The sequence below is a fragment of the Methylosinus sp. shoA genome (assembly GCF_059718125.1).
In genome coordinates, this window is record NZ_AP046091.1 from 2485292 (window position 1) to 2510930 (window position 25639).

General features: G+C 63.8%; 23 protein-coding genes and 1 pseudogene. 14 read left to right on the forward strand and 10 right to left on the reverse strand.

Features of this window, described 5'->3' with window-relative positions; all coding sequences use genetic code 11:
• Positions 1–280: 280 nt before the first annotated feature.
• From AC6IW9_RS11245 to AC6IW9_RS11255, 3 genes are read right to left on the reverse strand one after another with little or no spacing between them, the layout of a single operon-like run.
• Positions 281–790: a Mov34/MPN/PAD-1 family protein gene (locus AC6IW9_RS11245; protein WP_497763847.1), complete on the reverse strand. Its 510-nt coding sequence runs from the start codon at positions 788–790 to the stop codon at positions 281–283.
• Entirely contained in the window at positions 772–2442 is a 1671-nt protein-coding gene (locus AC6IW9_RS11250; RefSeq protein ID WP_497763848.1) for a ThiF family adenylyltransferase, read from the reverse strand. Before AC6IW9_RS11250 ends, AC6IW9_RS11245 begins: the two co-directional genes overlap by 19 nt.
• The gene (locus tag AC6IW9_RS11255) at positions 2443–3684 is read right to left on the reverse strand and encodes a CBASS cGAMP synthase (protein WP_497763849.1); all 1242 of its coding nucleotides are present in this window, start codon (positions 3682–3684) and stop codon (positions 2443–2445) included.
• A gap of 80 nt (positions 3685–3764) precedes the next feature.
• Here AC6IW9_RS11255 and AC6IW9_RS11260 point away from each other — a divergent pair, with 80 nt between their 5' ends.
• Positions 3765–4451: a hypothetical protein gene (locus AC6IW9_RS11260; protein WP_497763850.1), complete on the forward strand. Its 687-nt coding sequence runs from the start codon at positions 3765–3767 to the stop codon at positions 4449–4451.
• Between the two features lie 66 nt (positions 4452–4517).
• Here AC6IW9_RS11260 and AC6IW9_RS11265 read toward each other — a convergent pair whose 3' ends face one another.
• On the reverse strand, positions 4518–5246 hold the full coding sequence (locus AC6IW9_RS11265) for an XRE family transcriptional regulator (protein ID WP_497763851.1): 729 nt from the start codon (positions 5244–5246) through the stop codon (positions 4518–4520).
• A 731-nt stretch (positions 5247–5977) separates the two neighbouring features.
• Here AC6IW9_RS11265 and AC6IW9_RS11270 point away from each other — a divergent pair.
• The gene (locus AC6IW9_RS11270) at positions 5978–6235 is read left to right on the forward strand and encodes an aspartyl-tRNA synthetase (protein ID WP_497763852.1); all 258 of its coding nucleotides are present in this window, start codon (positions 5978–5980) and stop codon (positions 6233–6235) included.
• On the opposite strand, the gene AC6IW9_RS11275 is transcribed toward AC6IW9_RS11270, so the two are convergent.
• Positions 6221–7075: a DNA-methyltransferase gene (locus tag AC6IW9_RS11275; RefSeq protein WP_497763853.1), complete on the reverse strand. Its 855-nt coding sequence runs from the start codon at positions 7073–7075 to the stop codon at positions 6221–6223. The two genes, AC6IW9_RS11270 and AC6IW9_RS11275, sit on opposite strands and share 15 nt — an antisense overlap.
• 99 nt (positions 7076–7174) lie before the next feature.
• Positions 7175–7330 (reverse strand): hypothetical protein, encoded by a 156-nt coding sequence (locus AC6IW9_RS11280; protein WP_497763854.1) that lies wholly within the window; start codon positions 7328–7330, stop codon positions 7175–7177.
• A 598-nt stretch (positions 7331–7928) separates the two neighbouring features.
• On the opposite strand from AC6IW9_RS11280, the gene AC6IW9_RS11285 reads away from it, so the two are divergent.
• The 6 genes and pseudogenes from AC6IW9_RS11285 to AC6IW9_RS11310 all read left to right on the forward strand — a co-directional run bounded on the left by AC6IW9_RS11285 (position 7929) and on the right by AC6IW9_RS11310 (position 18578).
• Positions 7929–8885, forward strand: coding sequence for an ArdC family protein (locus tag AC6IW9_RS11285; protein WP_497763855.1), 957 nt, complete (start codon positions 7929–7931; stop codon positions 8883–8885).
• Positions 8885–9284, forward strand: a pseudogene (locus AC6IW9_RS11290) (hypothetical protein); the annotation flags it as partial. The gene AC6IW9_RS11285 and the pseudogene AC6IW9_RS11290, both read left to right, overlap by 1 nt.
• Before the next feature lie 292 nt (positions 9285–9576).
• Positions 9577–11688, forward strand: coding sequence for a ParB/RepB/Spo0J family partition protein (locus AC6IW9_RS11295; protein ID WP_497763856.1), 2112 nt, complete (start codon positions 9577–9579; stop codon positions 11686–11688).
• A gap of 244 nt (positions 11689–11932) precedes the next feature.
• Positions 11933–16249: a strawberry notch-like NTP hydrolase domain-containing protein gene (locus tag AC6IW9_RS11300; RefSeq protein ID WP_497763857.1), complete on the forward strand. Its 4317-nt coding sequence runs from the start codon at positions 11933–11935 to the stop codon at positions 16247–16249.
• Between the two features lies 1 nt (position 16250).
• Entirely contained in the window at positions 16251–17312 is a 1062-nt protein-coding gene (locus AC6IW9_RS11305) for a DUF7146 domain-containing protein (protein ID WP_497763858.1), read from the forward strand.
• A 327-nt stretch (positions 17313–17639) separates the two neighbouring features.
• The gene (locus AC6IW9_RS11310) at positions 17640–18578 is read left to right on the forward strand and encodes a DUF2493 domain-containing protein (protein WP_497763859.1); all 939 of its coding nucleotides are present in this window, start codon (positions 17640–17642) and stop codon (positions 18576–18578) included.
• A 74-nt stretch (positions 18579–18652) separates the two neighbouring features.
• Here the strand turns inward: AC6IW9_RS11310 and AC6IW9_RS11315 are convergent, their stop codons facing one another.
• Entirely contained in the window at positions 18653–18862 is a 210-nt protein-coding gene (locus AC6IW9_RS11315; protein WP_003611784.1) for a hypothetical protein, read from the reverse strand.
• A 333-nt stretch (positions 18863–19195) separates the two neighbouring features.
• On the opposite strand from AC6IW9_RS11315, the gene AC6IW9_RS11320 reads away from it, so the two are divergent.
• A complete protein-coding gene (locus AC6IW9_RS11320) occupies positions 19196–19636 on the forward strand; it encodes a hypothetical protein (RefSeq protein WP_497763860.1) in 441 nt (146 codons plus the stop codon).
• A 173-nt stretch (positions 19637–19809) separates the two neighbouring features.
• Here AC6IW9_RS11320 and AC6IW9_RS11325 read toward each other — a convergent pair whose 3' ends face one another.
• Both AC6IW9_RS11325 and AC6IW9_RS11330 read right to left on the reverse strand, forming a co-directional pair.
• Positions 19810–20061, reverse strand: a complete 252-nt coding sequence (locus AC6IW9_RS11325; protein WP_497763861.1) for a GDCCVxC domain-containing (seleno)protein — start codon at positions 20059–20061, stop codon at positions 19810–19812.
• Entirely contained in the window at positions 20054–20431 is a 378-nt protein-coding gene (locus AC6IW9_RS11330) for a mercuric transporter MerT family protein (RefSeq protein ID WP_497763862.1), read from the reverse strand. The genes AC6IW9_RS11325 and AC6IW9_RS11330 overlap by 8 nt, the downstream gene beginning before the upstream one ends.
• Before the next feature lie 83 nt (positions 20432–20514).
• On the opposite strand from AC6IW9_RS11330, the gene AC6IW9_RS11335 reads away from it, so the two are divergent.
• Positions 20515–20916 carry a MerR family transcriptional regulator gene (locus AC6IW9_RS11335; protein ID WP_497763863.1) on the forward strand — a complete coding sequence of 134 codons (402 nt, stop codon included), beginning with the start codon at positions 20515–20517 and terminating at the stop codon, positions 20914–20916.
• Between the two features lie 367 nt (positions 20917–21283).
• The gene (locus tag AC6IW9_RS11340; RefSeq protein ID WP_497763864.1) at positions 21284–21448 is read left to right on the forward strand and encodes a DUF736 family protein; all 165 of its coding nucleotides are present in this window, start codon (positions 21284–21286) and stop codon (positions 21446–21448) included.
• Positions 21449–21577: 129 nt separating this feature from the next.
• On the opposite strand, the gene AC6IW9_RS11345 is transcribed toward AC6IW9_RS11340, so the two are convergent.
• The gene (locus AC6IW9_RS11345; RefSeq protein WP_476160615.1) at positions 21578–21880 is read right to left on the reverse strand and encodes a DUF736 domain-containing protein; all 303 of its coding nucleotides are present in this window, start codon (positions 21878–21880) and stop codon (positions 21578–21580) included.
• A gap of 398 nt (positions 21881–22278) precedes the next feature.
• Between AC6IW9_RS11345 and AC6IW9_RS11350 the strand changes: the two genes are divergently transcribed.
• Genes AC6IW9_RS11350 through AC6IW9_RS11360 form a run of 3 tightly spaced genes read left to right on the forward strand, consistent with a single transcriptional unit; the run spans position 22279 to position 25426 of the window.
• Positions 22279–23508, forward strand: a complete 1230-nt coding sequence (locus AC6IW9_RS11350) for a tyrosine-type recombinase/integrase (protein ID WP_497763865.1) — start codon at positions 22279–22281, stop codon at positions 23506–23508.
• Positions 23502–24422, forward strand: coding sequence for a tyrosine-type recombinase/integrase (locus AC6IW9_RS11355; RefSeq protein WP_497763866.1), 921 nt, complete (start codon positions 23502–23504; stop codon positions 24420–24422). Before AC6IW9_RS11350 ends, AC6IW9_RS11355 begins: the two co-directional genes overlap by 7 nt.
• Positions 24419–25426 carry a tyrosine-type recombinase/integrase gene (locus AC6IW9_RS11360; RefSeq protein ID WP_497763867.1) on the forward strand — a complete coding sequence of 336 codons (1008 nt, stop codon included), beginning with the start codon at positions 24419–24421 and terminating at the stop codon, positions 25424–25426. The genes AC6IW9_RS11355 and AC6IW9_RS11360 overlap by 4 nt, the downstream gene beginning before the upstream one ends.
• Positions 25427–25639: the final 213 nt, after the last annotated feature.

The following is a 25639-nucleotide window of genomic DNA, read 5'->3' on the forward strand; positions in this document are numbered from 1 at the left end:
TGCAACATCCATGAACATCGAGCAATTCTGAAACGACGTCTGCCCCTTCACCGGCTATCGATTGGACGCGCCCCGTATCCTGCGCGATCCGGCAACCTCACGCGCCGGCGCGACCTGGGTCGTCGCGACCAATTTCGAAGGTTTCACTCACGCCGACGGCTTCGGCGGTTAGGGCGCTCGGTGGCGGCGTTGTCCTCACGATAATGTCCCGCCGCACTGATCGAATGGCTTGGCTGCACCTGCGGGCGCTTGCTGATCGGTGTGCTGGCGGCGGAGCAGGTCAGGCTCTCGCTGGCCGAACGCGAAAAACGACCCCTTCTGCTCCCTTTTCGATCTCGTCAAGCACGTCGACTCTGGTCCGGAAGAACCCAGGTCGAACTAAGTAGGGCAACCATTTTCCGGGAGCGACGACGATGAAGACCATTGGGGTATTCTGCCGCCGGGCCAGCTTTCGCCAGCTCGCCGTGTCGATGCTCGATGGTGTCGGCTCCCCCGACGGATGGGTGTGCCATTCCCCCAGAAAGGTTTTCCGTTCGTCTGACTCTCTCCAAGCCCTTGTCGCGGCCCTTTGATGCTTTGGGTCCTGTCGGATGAATCGGAAGGGCTGCGATGAATCGTTTGGCCCAGCTTCGGTGAAATCCAATATTTCGATGTGGGGACCACGCAAAGACCCAATCAGGATTCCTCCCCTTTCGTTTCTTCCCGCGCATTCGGAAGCTTGCGCCTCGCATAAGGCGACGATGGCGTAATGAATTAGAACGAGGGTTTCGCTCAATTCACGCCGCCACAAACTTGGCAGCCCGGCCGTCTCGTCGGGTTCTGATCCTTCACGGCTATCGTCGCCTCTTGCACGATGCGGATGGTGCGCAAACGCGGTGAGGGCCTGCCTGCCGCCCAATCCAAAGCCATCTGGACGCCGAGCCCGGCCCCGATGGTAGGCGCGCTGACTCCGTAGGCAAAATATGAGCCTTCATTGCAGTTGGCGGGGGTGACGATCGCGGGATGATCCGGGTGCAGGACCTTGTAACGATGGGCGCCGTCTTGAAGTTTCTGGCACTGATAGCAGGCATATTCTGGTGAATCCACGAGGAGGCCTTGAGCAGCGACGCCGTTGCCTACAAGGCAAAGATGCAACCAAACGGGACAACCCTTTTCCGGTCCGCCCGCCTCAAAAAGATGGCGGTTGAGATTCGCGGCAACCGCTTCGTCGCCCGTCGCGTCGATCACCAGCTCGAACCTCTTCAACGCGTCCAACTGCGCAAGCACGTCCGCGCTCACCGCACCAATGTCATTGTCCGGGTAAAGCGAACGGATGAAGTCTCTGCAAGCCTCGGCCTTCGGAAGGCCGACATAGCTCATGGGAAGCAAGTGCCGTCCGATGTTTCCGGGGGACAACACGTCCGGATCGAAGAGGACAAGGCGTCCACCGTTCAGGCCAGCGCCAGATTGAGCGATTCCCTTTGCAAGGGCTCCGCCAAGTGTGCCCATGCCGACGATGGCGATCCGCTTTCCCGCCAATTTTGGCGGGTCCCCGAGGTTCCGTGAGAACAGGAATTCGTTGTCGGCGCGAACGCCCGAGAGACGCTGAATCTCGATTTCTGCCCCCCTCTTCCTGAGCAATGAATTCAGAAAGCTCGGCCGCTGGATTGCTTTCTTGAGCAACGGCGGCAAGGTCACGATTGCGCCAACCGTTCCGTTCGGACCGGCGATGAAAACGGAAAGCCGATCTTTGTCCTGGGCGGACAGAGCGTCGATAATCTCGCATTCCAGAGCTGGGTCGATCGATTTCGCCCATGCGCACAGTTCGGCGAGATTATTGGGTTGGCGGTGCGGATGATGAAAGGTGAGCGAAGCGGCGGTTTTCAACACCTGGGTCGGCAAGGCTTCCCGCTTCGCCTTTTCTAAATCAGCGCCCCGCAGGCCAAAAGAGCGGAGATCGCCTGCGTCCGGCGCGAGCACCAGAATCGTGATATCGCGGCCACGGGGGACTTTAAAGACGAAGGCTCGGTCTGACCGCTTCCACACCGCCGTCGTGTAGATGCAGCTTTTGCCGAGCCAATGTTGCGGGAATTCCTGAGCGATTTCCTCGGTCAAATCGAGGCGGGCGAGTCGATCGAGGCTCCTGCGCATGGCGGCAAGGCAGTTGGCAACAGACTGCCGAGGGTCAAACGGATCGAGAAGCAGATCGGTTTCACGGGCGTAACAAACCCTATCTCCCTCTTCGATGTGAGCGATCGCGTGAGGCAGGTCTTGCGTCCGGTTGGTGAGCCATAAACGAGGGAGGGTCGTCAGACTCTCCCCCTGAAAAACGACCGCAACGGAAATCGCTTTCCCGGCCACGACTATCGAGCCCGCGAACCGTAGCCCGGTCGTATGAGAGCGGTCTCGGTCAAATCCTGCGGCGATCATCGCCACATGGATGAGCCTGGAAGCTTCTTCCATTTAGCCGGACGTGGTCCTTGAAACGCTCGGCGCAGGAACCTTTGCAGCGGGGTATTGCTTCACGGCGAGCTCGGCGCTGGCTTCAGCGACAACAAGGTCCACGTCATCCGGAATTCTGGAACCCAGCACGCTGGCAAGCTGATCGAGCGTGTCTGCGCAGCTTTCGGCGTTCTCGATCGCGGCGGACACTCGCTTGATGAGGTTATTCGCCGCGGCGATGTAGGCGTCACGGCAGTCCTGGTCCCAGTTATCGTTCAAGACAAGTTCCGGAAGAACCGGATTCTTGATGCCTTCCGGTCGGCCAAAAAGCTCTGGCAGCTTCCGGGCGACAATCAGCAAGGCGGTGTCGTCGCGCTTGTCGCTGATCGTGCCGTTTACGGCGTCGAACGCCTCTACGGCGCATGCCATGAGCGTTATGGATGAGAGCTTACAGCCCTTGATCCAGGTGAAATCCCGCCACGCCTTCAGATAGCGACAGACCCGCCGGAGCTGCTCACCGTGCGTTCCGACAGCGTCCTGGAACCATTTTTCCAGTTCGCGCGGGTCAGAAGGCTTCCAGCCCTCTGTGCGGTGGGCGAGCATGATCTGTGCCGGGTCCAAGTCACGATAGACTTGTTCATTGATGCGCAACTGTGCCTCTTGGCTCTTCGCGAGCGCGGAATCCATCGCCGCCGCTGCCTGAGCAGACATATGCGCAAACTGCTCATCTGGCACGGCATACAAGGCAAAATCGAGATGATTTGAATCGTCGATGACGATCCGCACACAAGACGGTTTGGAGGTGTCCAACTCCCATCCATTGTCCGCGCACAAGGGCATAAGAATCGCCTCGACGAGCTTGAAATAGCCGTCGCTGGTCACGACTGGGCTGGCCGGTCTCGTCATGCCTTGGAGCCGGATGTACGACGTGGGGAGGAACACGCCGTCGTCGAAGTCAACCTGCTGCGGAGGCTGATGGGCCGGCTCGTTCATGGTGCCGTACTTATAGCTGCCTTGCCCCCTGAATTTTGGCTTCAGGGCGGGGAGCTGTCCGGAGCGCCGAACGAATGACATATCGAAAACGACGCTCGCCTTGACGAAGTCGCCCCACTCGCCAAATCCCTCAGCGATAGCGGTACGCGCCAAGTCTCGTGTTTCTCGAAGGGTCTCGATGCGCTTGTCGTCGATACGGGAAGCGGTGCCGAAATCAGGGGCGTCGGGAGCCCCACAGAAGACCTTATGCGCGTTGTGCTTTGCGCCCATGGAAAATTCTCTCGTTTTGCCGAAGCCAAACCAGATGTGGTAGCCTTAACCACGATATACAATAGAAAGGCCCGCGAAAGATGTATCAGGCCCTCGAATTGCGCAAAATCCTACCAATTTTCTTGTTCATATCTGCAATGGCCGGCATCGCCATAGAACATGTGCTTCACGCCGACGGCCCCCTCGGGATGGCGAAAGCCGCGAACCAATCCGCGACGCTGTCCGCGCTCATCATCGTTATGATGGGACAAAGCCCTGCTTTCAAATGGATTTGGAAATTTAAATTCGTTCAAAAGCACTTTTTCCCCTACATCCACGGTAAGTGGACCGGAACCATATCTTCAAACTGGGGAGTGTTGGCGAAACTCAGAGAAGCGGCCTCCGACAAGGGGATATCATTTAATATTAACGATTTGAATTACCAATCGGTTGGGGGCTTCGTGAAGGATGTCGATGTCGAAATCAACGCGACACTGCTGCATGTATCCATGAAGCTGATACCACGCGATGTGTACTCCGATTCTTTCACTGTTACTTTCAAGCCAGTTAAAGACGGCGAAAACGGATATCCAAGGCTATACTATATGTACCGTTCCGTCGTTCGAGTCCCGCATTCTACCGATGCAAGCGTTCATTTTGGTGCTGCCTGGATGGATGTCATCAGCGACGACGACGGCCTTTCTATAAAAGGCGTGTACTGGACGGACAGGGAATGGACGAAGGGAATCAACACGGCTGGCGAGCTTTACATTAGGAAGGTCTCCTAAATCTCTCAGCTGACGACGACGGCGGCGATTTTCGGCGCGAGAAAAGGGCGGGTTCTCTCATCTTCGTTACGCCGCCACCGGCTTGAAAGTGATGTGCCCGCGCCCGCCGTCCTTGGCCTTCCTCGTCCGAGGGCGGGAGACGATCTCCACGTCCCGGTCGAAAGCGGTCAGGAACGCCATCAGGCGGTCAACCGAATATTCCCGAAAATTGCCCTTGAACAGGCGGGAAACCTCCGGCTGGCTGATCCCCATGAGCGTGCCGGCCTTGGCCTGCGTGAGCTTCCGTTCGGTGGTGAGACGGTAGAGTTCGGCGACGATTTGCGCTTTCAGGAAATGGGCCTCGGCGTCAGGTAAGCCGAGGTCGGCAAACACATTGCCGGCGCTTTCGTAAACCTCGACGTGTTCCTCGCTCATGACTTTTTCTCCTGTTTCAATCGTGCTGCGTGATCCGCCTCCGCGTCCTTGAGACGCCGCTTGATCAGTTCGATGTCGCTTTGCGGGGTCTTGATGCCCTGCTTCGACTTCTTCTTGAAGGAGTGCAGGACCGTAGACGGCCGACGCGAAACGCACCGTGTAAACGGCCCGGTAGGCGTCTCCGTCGAAGTCATCGACCAGTTCGACCGTGCCACTTCCCAAGCCCTTTAGCAGCTTCGCTGATGGTGGGTGCTGCCCCGTCTGCGCCAAGAACAATTCGAATCCGAAATTGTCCTGCACTCTCGGCGGGAACTCCATGTAGTCCTTGCGGCTGGAGCCAATCCAACGCAGGGGCCGGGCAGGGCGTGGCAGTTTTTCCATCCGCCGGTAATCATGAGTACTAACTCATAACCCGTCAAGACGTTTCCTGAAATGGGGCAGTGCCGACCTGTGGGCATTGCCTATGGGGGATAGCCCAGCTGCCGACGACTCGCCGGGTCAAGGTCGCGCGCAGCGCGCCTCGACCGGGCCTGCGTTCGCCTTTGTCAATCATACGAAGGACGGCACTGGGCGTTCGACGCGTTCATGCTCGGCAATGCGACGGCATGGCTGCTCGTCCGCAGATGGGCGAGACTGACGGCATGGTGGCTGGACGCGTTGGCGATCGATGTCGCCGCCTACAATTTCATAGCGTCTAAGCCGGGATACCACGGTGACGCCCCGCCTATCGCGATCCAGGCAGGAATGGCGATCCTCGCCGGCGGCTGGGTCGCGGTCCGGAAACTATGGCTATTTCGGAAACGACGCCCTCGGGAGATTGAGGGAGATCGCCCGCCCGCCTCTACCTCCCTCCTCGCCGAATAGCACGCTCGTCGACATCCCCGATTTCACCCGACCCGTCCGCAGTATCCACCAGAGAAATACTGCTGCCGCGTCACGTCCAACTCCATGGGCGACAACGAAAAATTCGCGTATAACTGCCAAGCTATAGTTTACACTAAGTATCCGCCGCTTGAAATTCGTTCTGGAATCGGGTCCGCTACCTAATGTCGGAGCGCCACGATTCCTCCCGACGCGCCGACATCCTGCTCCTCGATGCCCAAGGACGACAGATGAAGGTCATTCTCATGTCGGAAGAATCCGAAGAGATCCTGAAGCAGCCCCCCGAGACCGCCAAGGACGGCGGCTTCCAGGGCCTCCTCGTCAAGTTGCAGCGCCAATTGAATCGCCTCACCGGCGAGCTGGAACTGACGCCCGACGACCTGCGGCGCATTCCGAAATACGCCTTCGACTACCGCAACGGCGGCTGGGAAACCCGGCTGCGCCGTGCCTTCGGCAGGGTCCTCGGGCCGAAGCTAGGACGCGCGTAGGCGCTCCATGGCCGTGCCGGCGTATTGGGGATCAATCTCAATCCCGACGCCGGCGCAGCCGAGACGCCGAGCCGCGACTAACGTCGACCCCGCGCCCAGGAAGGGATCGAGGACCGTCGCCACCGCCTTCCCATGCAGGCGGATGCACCGCTCGGGAAGCTCGACGGGGAACCCGGCCGGATGGTCGAATTTCTGCGCCTTCGAGCGCACCGTCCTGTAGGGGATGAACCAGACGTTGCCGGCGCAGCGTCTGTCGCGATCGTGTCCCCACCGCGCGATGTTGCTCTTGTCCTTGAAGGGGACGCCGATCGCGAGGCGGTCGAGCCTCACGCTCCCGGTCTTCGTGAAATGGAAGATCGACTCGTGGTTGTTGTTGAGGAAGCGCTGGCCGGCGATCGGCTTGAAGTGGCCGACGGAATCGGCGCCGATACTGATCGACTTCACCCAGGTGAAATTGTTCTGGAGCGTGAGCGTTTCACGGAAGACGTTCGCGACGTCCATCGCCAGCCACGGGTCGGCGTTCGTGCTCCCGACGTTGAGGAAGAGGGATCCGTCCTCCCGCATCACGCGCCCGATAGCGCTCGCGATCCGTCGGAGCCACTCCAGGTATTCCTCGCGCGGCCTCCTGTCGTCGTAGGAGCGATAGGCGACACCTATGTTGTAGGGAGGCGACGTGACGACGACGTCGACGCTTCCGGCCTCCATCCTGGCCAATTCGTCCTCGCAGTCGCCCAGCACGATCTCCTGGCCGCCGATCTTCCATGACTGCGATCGGGCCTCCACTTGGCGAATCGCGCGATTGCTATCGAGAAACCGCAACATCGACATCCAGCCGTTCAATTCGGAGTCAAGCATTTTACCGAATTCGCGGCAGGGTACAAGCCTTATGGTTAATCAATTATTTACGCCGGCTCCGTGAAATTCGTCGCTCGCGTCGTCCTAGCCGTCGAACCACGACTCCCAAAGCGTCGTCCCGTAGTCTGCGCCGTCGAATGGGTTCTCGTGTCGCGGCACGCCGCGCGCGAAATCCTCGATTCCGCGCAGGTAGGGATCGGGATCGTTGTCGTTGGCGGGGATGTCCACTGATCGCGCCATGCGCCCCTACGTAGCACGACGGCGCTTCGCGAAAAATGCTCGACGATAGGCCAAGGGATCGTCCGGTCCTCGACATCCTCGTGGACCCGGTCGGTGCCGCTTCCAAACACGGCATCTCATCCCGGCGTCGCGATTCCCATCGTCGCTATTCAGTCCGGGGAGGGCGAGCATCCCCGGCGGGGTGCCGGTGATCTAACGAAGCGTTCCGCTGCTGGAAAGGTGTGGCGACCGAGCCCTCCACGGACCGCTGATGGGCGGCCGAAGCCGAGAGGCGTGGGGACGCGGCCCAGAGCCCCTGCGACATTCACCGTCGTGCGATGGGCTGACGACGGCACAGCTTATTCAACCATTCGTCCCATCCGGCTGATCGGGAGTCACCGGCCGGACGATTGGAACCTACCGGAAGCTTTGGGCCGACGGGCCGACCAAGCCATCGAGGGGAACGCCTTCCCCTACGGCCGAGTCTATCGTCTCGGCCGACCCCTTCTGCGGGGCCTGCCGCCCCGCAACGCCCCGCCGAGAGTGAAAGTGCAGGCCGCTTCGCCGTGACGTTGAGGGCTGGGAGAGAGGCTCCCGGCGCCCGTCGCGGAGACCTGCCATGCCCAAGCACCGCCACGAGGACGGCGCCGGCCGCGCCAACCTATACGACGAGATCACCGCCAAGATCATCAGCGAGCTGGAGGCCGGGCGGCTGCCCTGGGTCCAGCCCTGGGGAACGGCGAAAGCCAGAGCGCCACTCGCGCTGCCGAGAAACGCCGCCACCGGACGCGTCTATTCCGGGATCAACATCCTCATTCTCTGGGGCGCCGTTGTCCAGCACGGCTTCCCCGGCCAGACCTGGCTCACTTTCCGGCAGGCCCGTGCGCTCGGCGGCAATGTCCGCCGCGGCGAGCGCGGCGTCACCGTCGTCTATGCGGATCGCTTCGTCCCCGATGATGAGAAGCGCCGCGCCCGCGAGACCGGCGAGGACGCCCAGGCGATCCCGTTCCTGAAACGCTTCACGGTGTTCAATGCCGCGCAGTGCGAAGCGCTGCCCGCAAGCCTCGCCGTCGAGGTTCCGGCGCCCGAGCCCGGACTGATCGAGCCGCGCGTCGAGGCGCTGATCCAGGCCACCGGCGTCGAGTTTCGCATCGGCGGGGACCGCGCTTTCTACGACCCGGCCGAAGACTATGTCCGCGTTCCGCCGCCTCAGGCCTATTACGAACCAATCGACTGGCATCGAACGGCGCTGCACGAGATCGGGCACGCCAGCGGCCACCCCAGCCGGTTGAACCGCGACCTGACCGGCTCCTTCGGCTCGAAGAAATACGCCTTCGAGGAGCTGGTCGCCGAGATCAACGCGGCGTTCTGCTGCGCTGCGCTCGGCGTCGTGCCGACCGTGCGCCACGCGGATTACATCGGCTCCTGGCTGAATGTCCTGCGCGAAGACAATCGCGCCATCGTCCGCGCCGCGTCGCTGGCCAGCAAGGCGGCCGACTACATCCTCGGCTTCCTCCCTCACGCCGACAGCAGCGCCGGCTCCGACATTGCCGACGCGGCAAAGGAGTTGGCGTGATGACGCACCTCCTCCCGACCCTCGTCGCCAGGAGCGCGCCCGAGCCGGACACGATCCGGCTTCGCGTGCTGAGCCTCGGCGCCGGCGTGCAGTCGACGACGCTCGCGCTCATGGCCGCGCATGGCGAGATCGGCCCGATGCCCGACTGCGCCATCTTCGCCGACACGGGATGGGAGCCGAAGGCTGTCTATCGACACCTCGCCTGGCTCCGCTCGCCGAACGTCCTGCCGTTTCCTGTCCATATCGTCTCCGCCGGCAATATCCGCGACAATCTGATCGCCGGCGCGCACGGCGCGCGCTGGGCCTCCATCCCGGCCTTCACGCGCAATGTCACGCCGGCCGGCGCGGCCATGCCGGTGTTCGACGAGGACGCAGATGGCCGATTGGTCGTTGTCGGCGAACGCATCGCGCTGGCATCCGCGGTGAGGTCCTCCTGCATCGCTCGGCCGTGCCGCTCGACGAGGCCGATCTCTCCACGGCCAGCTCGATCTCTGGCCGAATGAGTGTGAGGGGACGTGCGGCGTGTAAATGCCCTGAGACCCGGAAACGTGGGAAAGCGGGTCTCCGGCTTTGCGGCTTTCCGGATTGGTTTCGCGGCGCCGTCCTCAAAGTCAGAGGGCGGCGCCGATTTTCGTGACGGGTCAAGGGCCGGAAAGAGGTTTTTCGGCCGCCCGTCACGGAGTTTATCCAAATGGCTACGGCTGCTCAGAAGATCACATTGTCGTCCTCGCGCGACATCCCTTTCAACAAGCTCGTCCTCTCCCAGGCGAATGTTCGTCGAGTAAAGGCGGGCATCTCGATCGAGGAGCTCGCCGAGGACATCGCTCGGCGCACACTGCTCCAGGGCCTGAGCGTCCGGCCCGTGCTCGACGCCGACGGCGCCGAGACCGGCATGTTCGAAATTCCCGCGGGCGGCCGCCGCTATCGGGCGCTCGAGCTTCTGGTCAAGCAGAAGCGGCTCGCCAAGACGGCGCCGATCCCCTGCATCGTCCGCGACCCTGCGAGCGACATCCTCGCGGAAGACGACTCGCTCGCCGAAAACGTCCAGCGCGCGCCGTTGCACCCGCTCGATCAGTTCCGGGCCTTTCACGCGATGCGGGCCAAGGGCAAGTCCGAGGAGGACATCGCCGCGGCCTTCTTCATCGGCGTCAATGTCGTGAAGCAGCGCCTGCGGCTGATCACCGTCTCGGAGAAGCTCCTCGACATCTATGCCGAAGACGGAATGTCGCTGGAGCAGTTGATGGCCTTCACCGTCTCGTCGGACCATGCTCGGCAGGAGCAGGTCTGGGCGGCGTTGGAAAAGTCGTGGTCGAAAGAACCTTATCAGATCCGGCGCATGCTGACGGAAAAGGCGGTGCGAGCTGCCGATCGCCGAGCCGTCTTCGTCGGCCTCGACGCCTATGAAGCGGCGGGCGGAATCGTCATGCGCGACCTGTTCCAGCACGACGACGGCGGTTGGCTGGAAAATGTCGCAATGCTCGACAGCCTCGTCATCGAGAAGTTGAAGGCGGCGGCCGAATCCGTCGCCGCGGAAGGCTGGAAATGGGTCGAGGTCGCGGTCGATTTTCCGTTCGGCCATACGAATGGGCTGAGAGAACTCGCCGGCGCGCCCACCGAGCTGACCGACGAGGAACAGGCGACGATCGATTCGCTCGAGGACGAACATGAGAGCCTGGAAACCGAATATGAAAAAGTCGACGAGTTGCCGGAGGACGTAGACCAGCGCCTCGGAGAGATCGAAACAGCGCTCGCCGAACTGCAAAATCGTCCGCGGAGATTCGACCCGGCCGACATCGCGCGCGGCGGAGCATTCGTCGGCATCGACGCCGAAGGCTTTCTATCTATCGATCGCGGCTATGTTCGGCCCGAGGACGAACCGCCCGCGCATGACGAGAGCAAAGAGGAGGCGACGAACGCTGGCGCCGGCTCACCGGCGATTGCGCCCTCCGCACATCACACCGTCATCACCGTCGGAGGTCGCGCCGTCGAATCGGAAGACGACGAAAACGATGCGCCAGGATCGCTGCCCGAGCGGCTGACGATCGAGCTGACGGCGCACAGGACATTGGCGCTGCAGGACCGTATCGCCAACAATCCGCATGTCGCCATGACGGCTTTGCTGCACAAGTTCGTCACCGACACGTTCCACTTCGGCTCGACCTCGGGTGGATGCCTGGAGGTCTCGCTCCGACAGGTCTCCTTTCCCGTCCAGGCCGCGGATCTGAAGAACAGCTCCTGTTCGCGAGCGATCGCCGAACGGCATGAGGCGTGGAAGGCGGATATTCCGAGGGGCGATCAAGCGCTCTGGGACTGGCTCGGCGGCCTCGACGACACGCATCGCCTCGCGCTACTCGCGCATTGTGTCGCCCACGGGGTCAACGCCCTCCACGAAAAAGCTGACCGCTATGCCGGCGGCGCGGTTACGGCGCATTCGGTGCAGCAGCGCCTGAAGAATGCCGACCGGCTCGCTCGAGCGGTCGGCTTGAACATGGTCGACGCTGGTTGGAAGCCGACCGTCGACAATTATCTCGGTCGCGTGCCGAAGCGACGCATTCTCGAGGCTGTCCGTGAGGCAAAAGGCGAGCAGGCCGTCCAGCTCATCGACCATTTGAAAAAGGGTGAAATGTCGGTCGAAGCCGAACGCCTGCTCGCTGGCGCCGGCTGGCTGCCGGAGCCTTTGCGGCTCGACGACATAGAGCAGGCCGATGTTGCAGCAGGCGAAGCAGCCGACGAATCCGAGGAGCTGCCGGAATTCCTCTCGGACGACGACGCGAACGAGAGCGTCGATTCCGATTGTGGCTGAATGATCTCTCGGCGGAGCGACGGCAAGCGCTCCGCCATTTTTCATGCCGGCGGTCGAGAGCTCCACAATGGCGCTCTCGCGGCAAGCCGTCGGGATCATTTGGTCCGGCGTGACGGCGACGGCCCATGCGCGATCATCCCGGAACGCGGTGAGAGGAAGAGTTCGGCCGGGAGGAGCGAGCCCGGCCGGTTCGAGAGAGAGCGCCAGCCGGCTCGTCCGCTCCCGCTCTCCCGAGACCTCTTCCATGTCCAAAATGTCTCCTCCAGCGCCCGTCGAGGCGTCCACGACTCTCATCCGCCACGTCGCGACAGGCGCCGCGATCGCCGATGCGGCTCGCCGCCTGCTCCCCCATCTCGAACTGGGCCGACGCGTCGACGCGGCCATTCTTCGCTCGGCGATGGAATCCGCCTTCGGCGCATCGGATGCCTCCGGCGCCTGGGACTGGAAAATGGGCTATGACGCCTGCGAGGCAGCGACCGTAATTTTCCTGCGCAAATACGGAAAGGCGCTTTTCCGCAGAGCCGGTTCTCCGGCCGCCGCCCTTCCGATGCTGTCGAAGATCGCAGGCCTCTTGCCGACGCATACGCGCCGCTCGGAGGACAGCGAGTCCTTCCAACAATTCTCGACGCCGATTCCGCTGGGCCTCGCGGTTCTCACCGCGGCGGCGATTTCGCCCGCCGACCACGTCCTCGAACCTTCGGCCGGCACGGGACTGCTCGCCGTTCTCGCCGAGACGGTCGGTGCATCGGTCATTCTCAACGAGCTCGCCGAAACCCGTGCGGAGCTTCTCTCTCTTCTTTTTCCCTTCGCTCCGGTCACTCGCTTCGATGCGGCGCAGATCGACGATCATCTCGATCCGGCGATCGTTCCGTCCGTCGTGCTGATGAACCCGCCGTTTTCGGCGATGGCGAATGTGTCCGGCCGCGTGGCGGACGCCGCCTATCGTCACATCGCCTCCGCCCTGGCGCGGCTCGCCGACGGCGGTCGCCTCGTCACGATCACGGGCGCGAACTTCACGGCCGACGCGCCTGCTTGGCGAGACGCCTTCGTTCGCCTTCAGCAACATGGTCGCGTCGTCTTTTCCGCTGCGATCGACGGCGCCGTCTACGCCAAGCACGGCACGACGGTCGAAACACGGCTCACGATCATCGACAAACTGCCAGCGGACGATCCGACAGGCTTTCCGGCGTCGCCCGGCACGGCGCCCAATGTCGCGACGCTCCTCGCCTGGATCGGCGAGCTGGCGCCGCCGCGCCTGTCGGTCGCCTTGCCGGCGCCAGCCAGAGATCCGCGGCCGCGCACGTCGCCGACCGCTTCCGTTCGAAACGCGCCGACTCGTCGAGCCACGTTTTTCAGCGGCCCAGATGGCGTCGAGCTCGCCTATGAGACCGTCGACTGGGCGCCGTCGGAAGGCGCTCGCCTGACAGATGCGATCTATGAAGAATACGGATTGCAGTCGATCCGTATTCCCGGCTCTCAGGCGCATCCCACCAAGCTGGTGCAATCCGCCGCCATGGCCTCGGTCGCGCCGCCGAAGCCGAGCTATCGGCTGCGGCTGCCGGCGAACATCGTCTCGGACGGACTTTTGTCCGACGCCCAGCTCGAAACAGTGATCTACGCCGGCGAAGCCCATTCCGCGTTTCTCGCCGGCTCGTGGATGGTAGACGAGACCTTCGACGTCGTCGCAGCCGCGCGAGACGATGCCGAGAACGCCTTTCGCTTCCGCCGCGGCTTCATGCTCGGCGATGGGACCGGCGCCGGCAAAGGCCGTCAGTCGGCCGGGATCATCCTCGATAATTGGATGCAGGGCCGCCGCAGGGCGCTGTGGATTTCCAAATCCGACAAGCTGCTCGAGGACGCGCAGCGCGACTGGTCGGCGCTCGGCATGGAGCGCCTGCTCGTCACGCCGCTCTCGCGCTTCCCCCAGGGCAAGCCGATCTCGCTGCAGGAAGGCATCCTATTTTTGACCTACGCTACGCTGCGCTCCGACGAGCGCGGCGAGAAGCTTTCCCGCGTCCGGCAGATCGTCGAATGGTTGGGCTCCGACTTCGACGGAGCGATCATTTTCGACGAGAGCCACGCCATGCAGAACGCCGGCGGCGGCAAGGGCGAACGCGGCGACCAGGTCGCCTCGCAGCAGGGCCGCGCAGGACTTCGTCTCCAGCACGCTTTGGCGAACGCCCGCATCATCTATGTTTCGGCGACCGGCGCCACCACGGTCCATAATCTCGCCTATGCCCAGCGCCTCGGCCTCTGGGGCGGCGAGGATTTTCCCTTCGCGACGCGCGCCGAATTCGTGGAGGCGATCGAAGCCGGCGGCGTCGCGGCGATGGAGGTGCTCGCCCGCGATCTTCGCGCGCTCGGCCTATATACGGCGCGCTCGCTCAGCTATGAGGGCGTCGAATATGAGCTGGTCGAGCATCGGCTGACGCCGGAGCAGACCCGCATCTACGATTCCTACGCCGAAGCCTTCGCCGTCATTCACAATAATCTCGACGCCGCCATGCAGGCGGCGAACATTACCGGTGCGACCGGCACGCTCAACCGGCAGGCCAAAGCCGCCGCACGATCGGCGTTCGAATCCGCCAAGCAGCGCTTCTTCGGCCATCTGCTGACGAGCATGAAGACGCCGACGCTGATCCGCTCGATCGAGCGCGATCTGGCGGAAGGTCACGCCGCCGTCGTCCAGATCGTCTCGACCGGCGAAGCGTTGATGGAGCGCCGCCTCTCGGAAATTCCGACCGAGGAATGGAACGACGTCCAGGTCGACATCACGCCGCGAGAATATGTGCTGGACTATCTCGCTCATTCCTTCCCGGTGCAGCTCTACGAACCCTTTACTGACAGCGAGGGCAATCTGTCGTCGCGACCTGTCTTTCGCGACGGCCAGCCGGTCGAGAGCCGCGAGGCGGTCGCCCGTCGCACTGCGCTCATCGAAAAGCTCGCCTCCCTCGCTCCGGTCCCCGGCGCGCTCGATCAGATCGTCCAGCGCTTCGGGACCGACATGGTCGCCGAGGTGACCGGGCGCTCACGGCGCATTGTGCGCAAGGGCGAGCGCCTCGCCGTCGAAAGCCGCGCCGGCTCGGCCAATCTCGCCGAGACCGCCGCCTTCATGGAGGATCTGAAGCGCATCCTCGTCTTTTCCGACGCCGGCGGCACCGGGCGCAGCTACCATGCCGAGCTCTCCGCCCGGAACCAGCGGCTCCGCGTCCATTATCTGCTCGAGCCGGGATGGAAGGCCGACACGGCCATCCAGGGCCTCGGTCGTACCAACCGCACCAATCAGGCGCAGCCGCCGCTGTTTCGGCCGATCGCGACCGATGTCAAGGCGGAGAAGCGCTTTCTCTCGACCATCGCGCGCCGGCTCGACACGCTCGGAGCGATCACGCGCGGCCAGCGTCAGACGGGCGGCCAGGGCCTGTTCCGTCCCGAGGACAATCTCGAAAGCCATTATGCGCGTGACGCGCTGCGCCAGCTCTATCTGCTGCTCGTCCGCGGAAAGGTCGAGGGCTGCTCCTTGCAGACCTTCGAAGAAGCGAGCGGATTGTCGCTGACGGATTCGAACGGCATCAAGGACGACCTGCCGCCGATCACCACCTTCCTCAATCGATTGTTGGCGCTGACCATCGAGCTCCAGGGCGTCCTCTTCACGGCCTTTGAGCAATTGCTGAACGCCAAGGTCGAAGGCGCCATCGCCGCCGGCGTCTATGACGTCGGACTCGAAACGCTGCGCGCCGAGAGTTTCCTCGTTACCGATCGCCGGACCATTTACGTCCATCCCGGCACAGGCGCGGAGACGCGCCTGCTGACGATCACGCAGCGCGAGCGCAATCACCCCCTGACGCTTGATCGGGCGTTCGATCTTCTCGCAGATCGGCGCACTGTAGCGCTCGTCAATGAGCGCTCGGGGCGAGCTGCGGTTCAACTGCCTGCGCCGTCGCTGATGCTCGACGATGGCGAGATCGAGCGGCGCGTGCGCCTCGTCCGGCCGATGGAGCAGCATTATGCGTCGCTGAAGATGATGGAGGAAAGCCATTGGACCGAGGCCGACGGGCGCGCTTTCGCCGCCGCGTGGAGCGCCGAGGTCGCCGCCGTGCCGGAATTCTCCGACAGCACTATCCATATCGTCGCGGGCCTGCTGCTGCCGATCTGGAAGCGATTGCCTAAGGATTCGACGCGGGTCTATCGCCTTCAGACCGATGACGGCGAGCGCATCATCGGCCGCCGCGTCACGCCTGCCTGGGTCGCGGGAGCGCTCATAGCTGGCGCCGCCGATCTCTCCACGGAGGACGCATTCGCTGCCCTGATGGATGGCCGCACCGTTCTCCACCTCGCCGAGGACCTCCAGCTTCGCCGTGTCCGCGTCATGGGCGCGCACCGCATCGAGCTGTCGGGATTCACCGACGCGATGCGCGAACGTCTCTCCGCCTATGGGTTGTTCCACGAGATCATCTCCTGGAAGCTGCGCATGTTCGTGCCCGTCGACGCGAGCGGCCCGGCCGTGCTGGCGAAACTGATGGAGCGCTATCCGCTCCAGCGCGTCAGCGACAAGGAGGCGTGACATGGCTTGTCATGACGCTTCCGATCTCGCACAGCGTCTCGGCCGTCAGGCCGAGGCGGTTTGCCGTCATTACCTTTCCAACGGACACCGCGAAGGCCGATATTGGCTGGTGGGCGATGTCCGCAACACGCCCGGCCGCTCCATGTTCGTCCGCTTGACCGGGCCCACAGAAGGAAAGGGCGCCGCCGGGCGTTGGCTGGACGCCGCGACGGCCGAATACGGCGATCTGCTCGACGTGATCCGCGAGAGTTGCGGCTTCGCCGATTTCAAAGACACTGTTGATGAGGCGCGCTCGTTCCTGAGACTGCCGCGTCAGGAGCCCGCGTTGATGAAGAACAGGACGAGATCACTTTCGAAACCTGTCGACTCGCGGGAGTCGGCAAGACGGCTTTTCGCTATGTCGCAGCCGATTTCCGGGACTCTCGCAGAAGCGTATCTGCGCAATCGCGGCATTACGGTTTTGCACGAAACCGCATCGCTCCGCTTTCATCCACAATGCTATCACCGGCCGGACGAGCATTCCCCGACCGAAATCTGGCCGGCGATGATCGCCTCCGTGACCGACCTCGACGGGCGCCTGACCGGCGTGCATCGCACATGGCTCGATCCTCGCGGCTTTTCGGAGACGACGCTCGGAAAGGCGCCGATCGAAACGCCGAGACGGGCGATGGGCGATCTCAACGGCCATGCAGTCCGTTTCGGTGTGGCAGGCGAGGTCATGGCGGCGGGCGAAGGCGTCGAAACTGTTCTGTCGCTGCGATCGGCGCTTCCGACAATGCCGATGGCGGCGGCGCTCTCGGCGGCGCATCTCTCCGCCATCCTCCTCTCCGACACGTTGCGCCGACTCTACATCGCGCGCGACGACGATCCAGCCGGCGACGGCGCGGTGACGACGTTGATCGACCGGGCGCAGCAGCTGGGGATCGAGGCGATCGTGCTGTCTCCGGCGTTCGGCGACTTCAATGAAGATCTGCGGCTGCTCGGACTCGATGCGTTTCGAGCCGCCGTACGTGTGCAGATCGCCCCGCAGGACGTCGCGCGCTTCATGGAGCTGACGGCATAGGCTCGGGCTGAAGGTCTGACGCTCGCTGCCGGCGGATTTACGTCACGTTGATGATGACGTTTCTGAATTGTCGGAGAGGTCCGCCCCCACGGCCTTCTTCAGAGGGCGATCGATCGGCAGGCGGCTCGGATCGGCAACGGCTGCGGCCGGCTATTTTCCGGCGCGGCCTGCGGCCGCTTTCCAGCGCGAGACAAAATAGCCGTCCTCCGCCGTCCTCCGCTGCGCTCCGGCCCTTCGCTTCGCTGCGGGTGCAGGTCCGCTCCGCCTGCCGCTTTCGTCGCCATGAAGGCCGCGATGGGCGCGGCCGATCCGACGAAAGGAAGCGCCATGATCACCGATCGCGACGATGACCGCCTCGAGCCGCCGCACGCGACATCCCCGACCGACCATATCCTCCAGGAATTGCAGCTCTACGGCTATCGCCCCTTTCAGGACGAACCCGATCCGAGGCCATTGCCGGAAGGACGCATCGTTTCGGGCGCCGTCGCCGACATCTTCGACGCGCTGATCGCGGCGCTGCAGGACACCCGCCTCGAGCCGGATCTCGGCGATTTGCTCTGGTCGACCGTCAATCTCTTTCACCGCGCCGTGGAGCGGATCGAGCGCGAGCTCGACGATAATGAGCAGGCGCAACGCCGCTCGCAGCGCGAGCAGGATGGCGGCGAGGTGAAATCCGTCGAGCTGGAGCGTCTCACCGCGGAAGGGCAAACTCTCCTCGAGCGCCGGGACGCTTTCGAGCTGATGCGCGATCAGGCCGCCGAGCATTACGAGCGCCACACCGGATCGTCCTGGCGACCGCGCAGCGGATCGATGGTCAATCACCGCCATCTCACCTCGGCGATGATCGACAGCCGGGACTTCCTCGCAGCGAAGAAGCGCTCCGAAAACGAGGTGCTGCTGCCCCCCGGTCCGAAGATCGCCGTCACCGGAGGCCTCGACTTCAACGACCATCGCCTGATCTGGTCGAAGCTCGACCAGGTCCGCGCCAAACATCCGGACATGGTGCTGCTGCACGGCGGCAGTCCGAAAGGCGCCGAACGGATCGCCGCCCGCTGGGCCGATCACCGCAAGGTTCCGCAGATCGCCTTCAAGCCCGACTGGGCCAAGCACGCGAAGGCCGCGCCCTTCAAGCGCAACGATGCGATGCTGGAAATCCTGCCGATCGGCGTCATCGTCTTTCCGGGAACCGGCATCCAGGAGAACCTCGCCGACAAGGCGCGCAAGCTCGGCATTCCGGTTTGGCGCTTCGGCGCAGGCGGCGCGTGAGCGCCGCCGACCATCAGAGCCGGAAAGACGGCGAAACGCAAAGGCGTGTCTCCGCCTTTCCGTAAAGCCTTGTTTCAGTCGGGCGCGCCGAGCACGGCGATCCTCGCCGCGCGCGCGTAATACGCCAATTCTGTATCGTTCTCGATGATCTCATCGAGCAACGCCTTCATGTCTCTCAGATCGGAGCCGGACTGAAACGGTCCCGGCTGTTCCTCGATCGCCAGCGCCGCGATGGCGAGCGCCTTTTTCACAAGATGGAGATCTCGTCCCGTGAACTCCGCCATGCTGGCCTCCCGCGCAGTCTCGCTTCTCCAAATACGTTATGGTCGGCCAACTATAAACGAGGTTCGAGCTGTCCGCGACCGGACTTCATCGGCTTCGGAGCCGCCGGCTCCTGTCGGCCCGCCGTCGACCGAAGATGGCGGCGATCCTGCCGCTGCCGTTCATATGTTCGATCCCTTCCAGCCGCGACTGGGCGTGATCTTCTCCATGAACGAGTGAAAGTCCGATCGGATTTCCACTCGCCTCGATTCTCGTTTCCGCTTAGACTCGACACCGCGCCGTGGCGGTGGTGGGAGGCGCGCTTTCATCGAACTCGTCCCTTGGAGACCACCGCCATGATCGTCTTCGGCCCTCTGCTCGTCATCGCCGGCATCGGCTTCTTCTGCTGGCTGTTGTTCACGCTCGCCGTCTTCGCGCTGCCTTTCTACGCCGGCTTCATTGTCGCCGGCTGGGCTTTTCATACCGGCGCCGGCGTGCTCGGCGGCGCGATCATCGGCGTCGTGACTGCCGGCGCGACATTCGGCGTCGGCCAATTGGCGCTCGCTTTCGCTCCGTGGACGTGGCTCAGGTTCGCGATCGTGCTCCTCTACACGACGCCGGCGGCGATCGCCGGCTATTACGCCACGCAGGGAATCGCGCAACTGGCGATGCCGTCCCCGACATGGCAGACGATCTTCTCGATCGTCGGCTGCATTGCTGTCGGCTCGACCGCTTGCATTCGAATCTTCGGCGCCAACGCGCCCGCGCTCGGCGCGAAGAGCATTGCACGGGCCTGAAGCCATCGCCGCCGCTTCGGTCGAGAGAAGCGGATCGGCTTCTCTCGACCGAACTTGCCACTCAGTATTGGCAAAATCTACGTCGGCGCGCGCTTTTCCAATTGGCGGGTTGAAGCCGTCGTCCCGCGGAGCTACGTCGCGGTCCGCTCGAGGCGCCGGATGCATTGATCGCGTCACTGCTCGTCGAAGCCGCCTCGAGTCGATGAGCAGCCGCTTTGCCCGCCATGCAATTGGATCGGTGGGCACGGTACCGTGCCGAAGGAGCAGAACACACAACAATGACCCGCGGTCGGCCGCAGAAGAGCACTGCAACCCTTGCACTCATAGAAATGCTGGCACGCATCTGTCGGCATGGTCTCGGTCGCCTCGAACCCGCAGTTCGGGCAGGTGATCGTCGACACGAGGATCACAGATGTCTCACGCATAGAGGTAGCCGATCGTCAGTAGGGCGAGGCCCGTAACAAGACCGATCAGCGTCATGCCGCGGACCGCCGGCTTGGAGCACACCGCGCCGGTTGCGCAGGCGATCGCCGGCTGGCGTCGCCATAGCAGCACTGCTCCAGCCACGAGGCAGGCGGCGGCTACGGCGAGCAGCAATGGCCTATGCGGCGCGACAAGCGTCGCGATGCCGACCAGCCAAACAGAGCTGACGCCGATCGTTGCGAACAAGAACGGAAGGCCGCAGCAGGAGGCCGCGCCGAACGCCGCCGCCAAGCCGCTCAGGGTCAGCAAAGTCGCGCCGGTATCGCGAACCGCACAAGCGGTCGGGCTCGGCTTCGTCGGGCTTATCTGCACGCGGTGATCTCCTTGTCGGGGTCTCTCTCGTCCTCTAACGTCTGTAGTAACTACAGACTCAAGCCTTGATTGGAGGTCCCCCCATGGTTCGAGACGACATGACGATCGGAGAGTTCTCACGGCGCACGGGCTGCGCGATCGAGACGATCCGCTTCTACGAGAAGATCGCCATCTTGCCGAAGCCTCACCGCCGGGGCCGCTATCGCCTCTACGAGGCCGCCGACGTTGCGCGTCTCGTGTTCGTGCGTCGTGCGCGCGAGCTCGGGTTCACGCTCGATGAGCTGCGCGTGCTGCTGCGCTCGGCAAACTTCGGAGCGGACGCTTGTGGTGAGGTTCGCGAGCTCGCCGCATCTCGCCTGAAGGACGTGCGCGCGCGTATCGTTGATCTGCGTGCGATGGAGCGAGTGTTGGCCGACGCTGTTCGGCGCTGCGATGTCGGAGCCGAAGTTGTCTGCCCGCTGATCGAGACACTCTCGGCGGCTTGACCGCTGGCCCCGCTCGTAGTGCTCATGCCCGCCCGCCTTAAACGTTGGAGGCGACGGATCTTTCGAACCTGTGCCTGCCGCGAGCGCGGCCGATCCGCGTCGTTCTCTCCGGACGACTGCGCCGAGCCGCCCAAACGGCCTCTCTGCATGGCTGGTCTGGCGCCGGGCCGGACCTTAGGCCCGCAACGGCTTCGCCGACCTTCTTCCCCTGCGGCTGCGCCGCATTCCTCGCGAGCCAAGAAGCTCGGCTGCCGCCGTCCTCCGCTGACGCTTCGGCCCGTACGGGTGCAGGCCGGCCGGCCCGTCGCCTGAAGACCGCCATCGAGACCGCATCGGGCGGCTCGAACAACAGTCGGGAGATACGACAATGGCTCAGATCGGCAGCTTCACCCGCGGCGACGACGGCGTCTTCACCGGCGTGATCCGCACCCTCAACATCAACGTCAAGGCGAGCATCAGGCCCGTCGCCAAGGACAACGAGCGAGCGCCCGACTATCGAGTGACCGCCGCCAACGGCGTCGATTATGCGTAGCGCGCGATTATGCGGAGTCTGGCGCCGGGAGTGGCGGCTTTCCGGGGCTTTGGCGGCGATGTCGCTCCGCATAATAACGGGGCGAAGTCCGCGACGCCCTGCAGTGTGGCAGGGCGTCGCGGGCGCCGATCAGCGCGACCAGATCAGCGCGTATTCGCCGTTCTCGCCCTCGAACAGGTTGGCGTAGATGGGGGCGGTGAACGACGGATCGTCGAGCTTGACCGAGTGATAGGTGCGGCCCTCCTTCGAGGTCCGGCGCCATGCGGCGCCGATCTCGACTCCTGAGACGACCACCCGGAGGTCGGGGGCCTTGTCGCTGGTGGAGGCGGGATCGCTGGGGACGAGGCGCGCCTTGGCGTCGATGGCGAGGGTCTTGATCGCGCCGGTGTAGACGCCATCGTTGCTGCGGGTGAACGAGCCGATCTGGGACATGATGTAGCTCCTCTTGCTGTGTTCCAAGCCCGCGACCATCGCGGCCTTGTGGCGATCAGGAGCCCCGGGACGGCCGCCCCGCACCTGCAAGGCCGCAGCGCCAGCGGAGGACGGCGGGAGCCGAGCTTGTTGTCCCGCGAGGAGCCTCCCGCAGGGAGGCGGGGAAGAAGGTCGTCGACGCTGTTGCGGGGACGAGGCCGGGTCGAAGACCGCATCCTGGGGCCGATCCGCCCACACAAAGGCCCGTTGGTCGCGGCGGCGACACCGCGCCCGAGGAGAACGCCCCCAGCATCGATCAGGCACCGCGCTCGATGGCGATCACCGATCAGCGCGATCGCCGCTTTGGACGTGGAAGCCCACGCTCCAAAGTCCGCCTCCAACCAACGAGGAGGCAAACCGTGCCAACAGGTGTCTATGTAAGGAAGAATGACGTCAAAGACCGATTGCGGGCGGGACTTGCCGCCGATCACGCCGACGATTTTACCGCGTGGCTACGACAACGACGTTATACCGACAAGACGATCGTCGAGCGGATCAGGCTGCTCGCCTGTTGGACACATTGGGCGCGCGAGAAGGGCTATGCGTTCGACACGGTCCGCGCCGCGCACGCCGCATCGTTCGCGCTGATCAATGCGGGATATCGCCCGCGCTTCCGAGGCGACGTCAACAGAGACGCCGTCGAGACGGGCAAGCTGTTCATCGCCTATCTCGAAGATCGCGGCGCCCTGCCGCCGATGCCAGCGCTCTCGAGGCCGCCAATCGTCGACGAGTATATGACATGGGCGCGTGAACAGCAGGGGCTGGCCGAAACGACACTCGCCACATACGCCGGCGCGATCATCCCGTTCGTCGCCGCGCTCGGCGACAACCCGTCCGCCTATGACGCCGCGGCGATCCGGGGCTACATGTTGGGCCGCGCCGGCTCCGTTTCGGTCTCACGCCTCAATTGTATTGGTGGTTCGATCCGCGCATTCGTGCGCTTCCTGATCGCGACCGGTCGCTGTCCGCTGGGGCTCGACCACGCCATGCCACCCGCGGCGGAGTGGCGGCTCGCTTCGATCCCGCGCTTTCTTCCCGAGGATGACATCGCGCGCGTTATCGCCGCGTGCGACGGGGAGCGGCGACTGCGCGACCGCACGATCATCCTGCTGCTCGTGCGGCTTGGGATGCGCGCCAGCGAGGTCGCGCGTCTCTGCTTCGACGATATCGACTGGCGACAGGGCAATATCAGAGTGCATGGCAAGGGGCGTCGCGAAGAGCTGCTACCGCTTAGTCAGGAGGTCGGCGATGCGCTGATCGCCTATCTCAAACGCGCGCGTCCCGCGTTCCCAGGCTCACGTGCGCTGTTCCTAACCGACTATGCGCCGCTCAGGCCCATCGACCGCGGCACGATCAAATGCGTTGTGCGGCGCGCACTCGGACGCGCGGGAGTCGAGAGCCGACACAAAGGCGCGCATGTGCTGCGACACTCGGCGGCGACATCGATGCTGCGGCACGGTGTTAGCCTTGCTGGCGTGGGTGCGGTGCTACGCCACCGCTCACCCGCGATGACCGCGCACTACGCCAAGGTCGACATGACGCTGTTGGCGACGATCACACAGCCCTGGCCGGGAGACGCGTCATGCTGATCGACGATGCTCTCCGCTATGTCGCGCTGCGCCGGTCGCTCGGCTTCAAACTCGAAAAGACCGCACGGCATCTCGACGCGTTCACCCGCCATGCCGTGGCCAATGGCGACAGCCATATCCGCACCGCGACAGCGCTCGCTTGGACGGCGACGGTCTCTTCAACGCCGGACATGCGCTATCGCCGGCTTCAGGAAATAGCCGACTTCGCGCGGTTCCTGCACGCCGAGGACTCGAGGCACGAGATACCACGGCATCGTCCGTATTATCGTCCGCGCTCGCGACCCGCGCCGTATATCTACACGCCTGACGAACTGGCGCGGATGCTCGACGCCGCCGCAAATCTGCGGCGTCAAAAGCCCAGCCCTCTCAGGCGACACGTCCACGCGACGCTGATCGGCCTGCTCGCCGCGACCGGGCTGCGCGTCTCGGAAGCCCTGAATTTGCGACTCGGCGATCTGCTGCCGGACGGCGTGCTGCACATCCGCCAGACGAAGTTCAACAAAAGCAGGCTTGTGCCGATGCACGCAAGCGTTGTTGCAGCGCTCGACGCCTATCTGCGCATCCGGGCGACAGTCGCGAGTGTGGATGATCATGTGTTCCTGACGGTCGGCGGCAAACCGATGGGGCTCGGAGCGGTACATGCAGCCTTCCATGTGATCCTGGACAAGGCCGGGATCGCGCCGGATCGACCACGTCGCCCGCGTATCCATGACTTGCGCCACACCTTTGCGACGCGCGCGTTGGCGCGATGCGCCATGCGCCGCGAGGATGTCGCCCGCGACTTTGTGGCGCTCTCGACCTATCTCGGGCACGGCCATATCCGACACACCTACTGGTATCTGGAGGCGACGCCCGACTTGATGGGCGACATCGCCGCGGCCGCCGAAATGCTGGCTGCGGAGGTGATCGTATGACGCCGATCGCACCGCTCATCACCGTGTTCCTCCGCGAGCACATGCCTCGGCAACGCGGGTACAGCGCGCACAGCTGCGAGGCCTATGCGACTTGCTTCCGACTCTTGCTGACCTTCGCCGCCGATCGCCTGAAGACGCGGCCATCGCGGCTTACGCTGGAAGCGATCGACGCCGCGATGGTGCTCGCGTTCCTCGCTCATATCGAGCAAGATCGCGGCAACAGCGCGGCGACGCGCAACCTGCGGCTCGCCGCGATCAAGGCGTTCATGCGCTACGTCGAACTTCAGCGCCCGAGCGCGTTGGCGCAGGTCGCGCAGATCGATGCGATCCCGGGCAAGCGCCATGATCACAAGCTCATCCGGCATCTGACGATGCAGGAGGTGCGCGCCATCCTCGATGCGCCGGACACTTCGACCCGGTCGGGGATCCGCGACCGGGCGATGCTGCACCTGTGCTTCGCCGGCGGCCTGCGTGTCTCCGAACTGGTCGGGATGACGATGAGTCGCATCATTCTGCAACCCAGCCCCAGCATCCTCGTGTTCGGCAAGGGGCGCCGCGAGCGCAGCCTGCCGCTCTGGAAGGACGCCGCGCGTGACGTTCGCGCCTGGCTCGCAGTGCGTGGGAAGCCGCAAGCGCCCGAGCTGTTCGTCAACGCGCAAGGCATGGCGATGACGCGGGCCGGGTTCGAATATATCCTCGAAAAACATGGTCGGGCCGCTGCACGACAATGCCCCACGCTGGTTGATCGCGCGCTGTCGCCACACCTGTTGCGGCATAGTTGCGCGGTGCTGATGCTCCAGGCCACGCGTGATATCCGCAAGGTCGCACTGTGGCTCGGTCATGCCGATATCCGAACCACTGAGATCTACCTCGGGATGGATCCCTCCGAAAAGCTCGAGGCCGTCGAAGCGGTGCTCCCGCCCGCGTTGCGACGTGGTCGGTTCAAAGCGCCTGACGCGTTGATCGCATCGCTGATGGCCGATGCGCACACGGCGCCGACATGAGTGCGGACGGCGGGCGTCCGCGATTGTTGCGGCGACGGCATGATCGGGGATGTCTCCTCGGGCGCGGTGTCGCCGCCGCGACCAACGGGCCTTTGTGTGGGCGGATCGGCCCCAGGATGCGGTCTTCGACCCGGCCTCGTCCCCGCAACAGCGTCGCCAACCTTCTTCCCCGCCTCCCTGCGGGAGGCTCCTCGCGGGACAACAAGCTCGGCT

Coding starts and splice junctions, on each gene's coding strand:
- AC6IW9_RS11340 (WP_497763864.1), top strand. CDS start 21,284: ATGGCTCAGATCGGCAGCTTCACCCGCGGCGACGACGGCGTCTTCACC.
- AC6IW9_RS11250 (WP_497763848.1), bottom strand. CDS start 2,442: ATGGAAGAAGCTTCCAGGCTCATCCATGTGGCGATGATCGCCGCAGGA.
- AC6IW9_RS11310 (WP_497763859.1), top strand. CDS start 17,640: ATGATCACCGATCGCGACGATGACCGCCTCGAGCCGCCGCACGCGACA.
- AC6IW9_RS11295 (WP_497763856.1), top strand. CDS start 9,577: ATGGCTACGGCTGCTCAGAAGATCACATTGTCGTCCTCGCGCGACATC.
- AC6IW9_RS11265 (WP_497763851.1), bottom strand. CDS start 5,246: ATGGAAAAACTGCCACGCCCTGCCCGGCCCCTGCGTTGGATTGGCTCC.
- AC6IW9_RS11315 (WP_003611784.1), bottom strand. CDS start 18,862: ATGGCGGAGTTCACGGGACGAGATCTCCATCTTGTGAAAAAGGCGCTC.
- AC6IW9_RS11320 (WP_497763860.1), top strand. CDS start 19,196: ATGATCGTCTTCGGCCCTCTGCTCGTCATCGCCGGCATCGGCTTCTTC.
- AC6IW9_RS11360 (WP_497763867.1), top strand. CDS start 24,419: ATGACGCCGATCGCACCGCTCATCACCGTGTTCCTCCGCGAGCACATG.
- AC6IW9_RS11280 (WP_497763854.1), bottom strand. CDS start 7,330: ATGGCGCGATCAGTGGACATCCCCGCCAACGACAACGATCCCGATCCC.
- AC6IW9_RS11305 (WP_497763858.1), top strand. CDS start 16,251: ATGGCTTGTCATGACGCTTCCGATCTCGCACAGCGTCTCGGCCGTCAG.
- AC6IW9_RS11260 (WP_497763850.1), top strand. CDS start 3,765: ATGTATCAGGCCCTCGAATTGCGCAAAATCCTACCAATTTTCTTGTTC.
- AC6IW9_RS11300 (WP_497763857.1), top strand. CDS start 11,933: ATGTCCAAAATGTCTCCTCCAGCGCCCGTCGAGGCGTCCACGACTCTC.
- AC6IW9_RS11335 (WP_497763863.1), top strand. CDS start 20,515: ATGGTTCGAGACGACATGACGATCGGAGAGTTCTCACGGCGCACGGGC.
- AC6IW9_RS11355 (WP_497763866.1), top strand. CDS start 23,502: ATGCTGATCGACGATGCTCTCCGCTATGTCGCGCTGCGCCGGTCGCTC.
- AC6IW9_RS11285 (WP_497763855.1), top strand. CDS start 7,929: ATGCCCAAGCACCGCCACGAGGACGGCGCCGGCCGCGCCAACCTATAC.
- AC6IW9_RS11270 (WP_497763852.1), top strand. CDS start 5,978: ATGAAGGTCATTCTCATGTCGGAAGAATCCGAAGAGATCCTGAAGCAG.
- AC6IW9_RS11345 (WP_476160615.1), bottom strand. CDS start 21,880: ATGTCCCAGATCGGCTCGTTCACCCGCAGCAACGATGGCGTCTACACC.
- AC6IW9_RS11325 (WP_497763861.1), bottom strand. CDS start 20,061: ATGCGTGAGACATCTGTGATCCTCGTGTCGACGATCACCTGCCCGAAC.
- AC6IW9_RS11255 (WP_497763849.1), bottom strand. CDS start 3,684: ATGGGCGCAAAGCACAACGCGCATAAGGTCTTCTGTGGGGCTCCCGAC.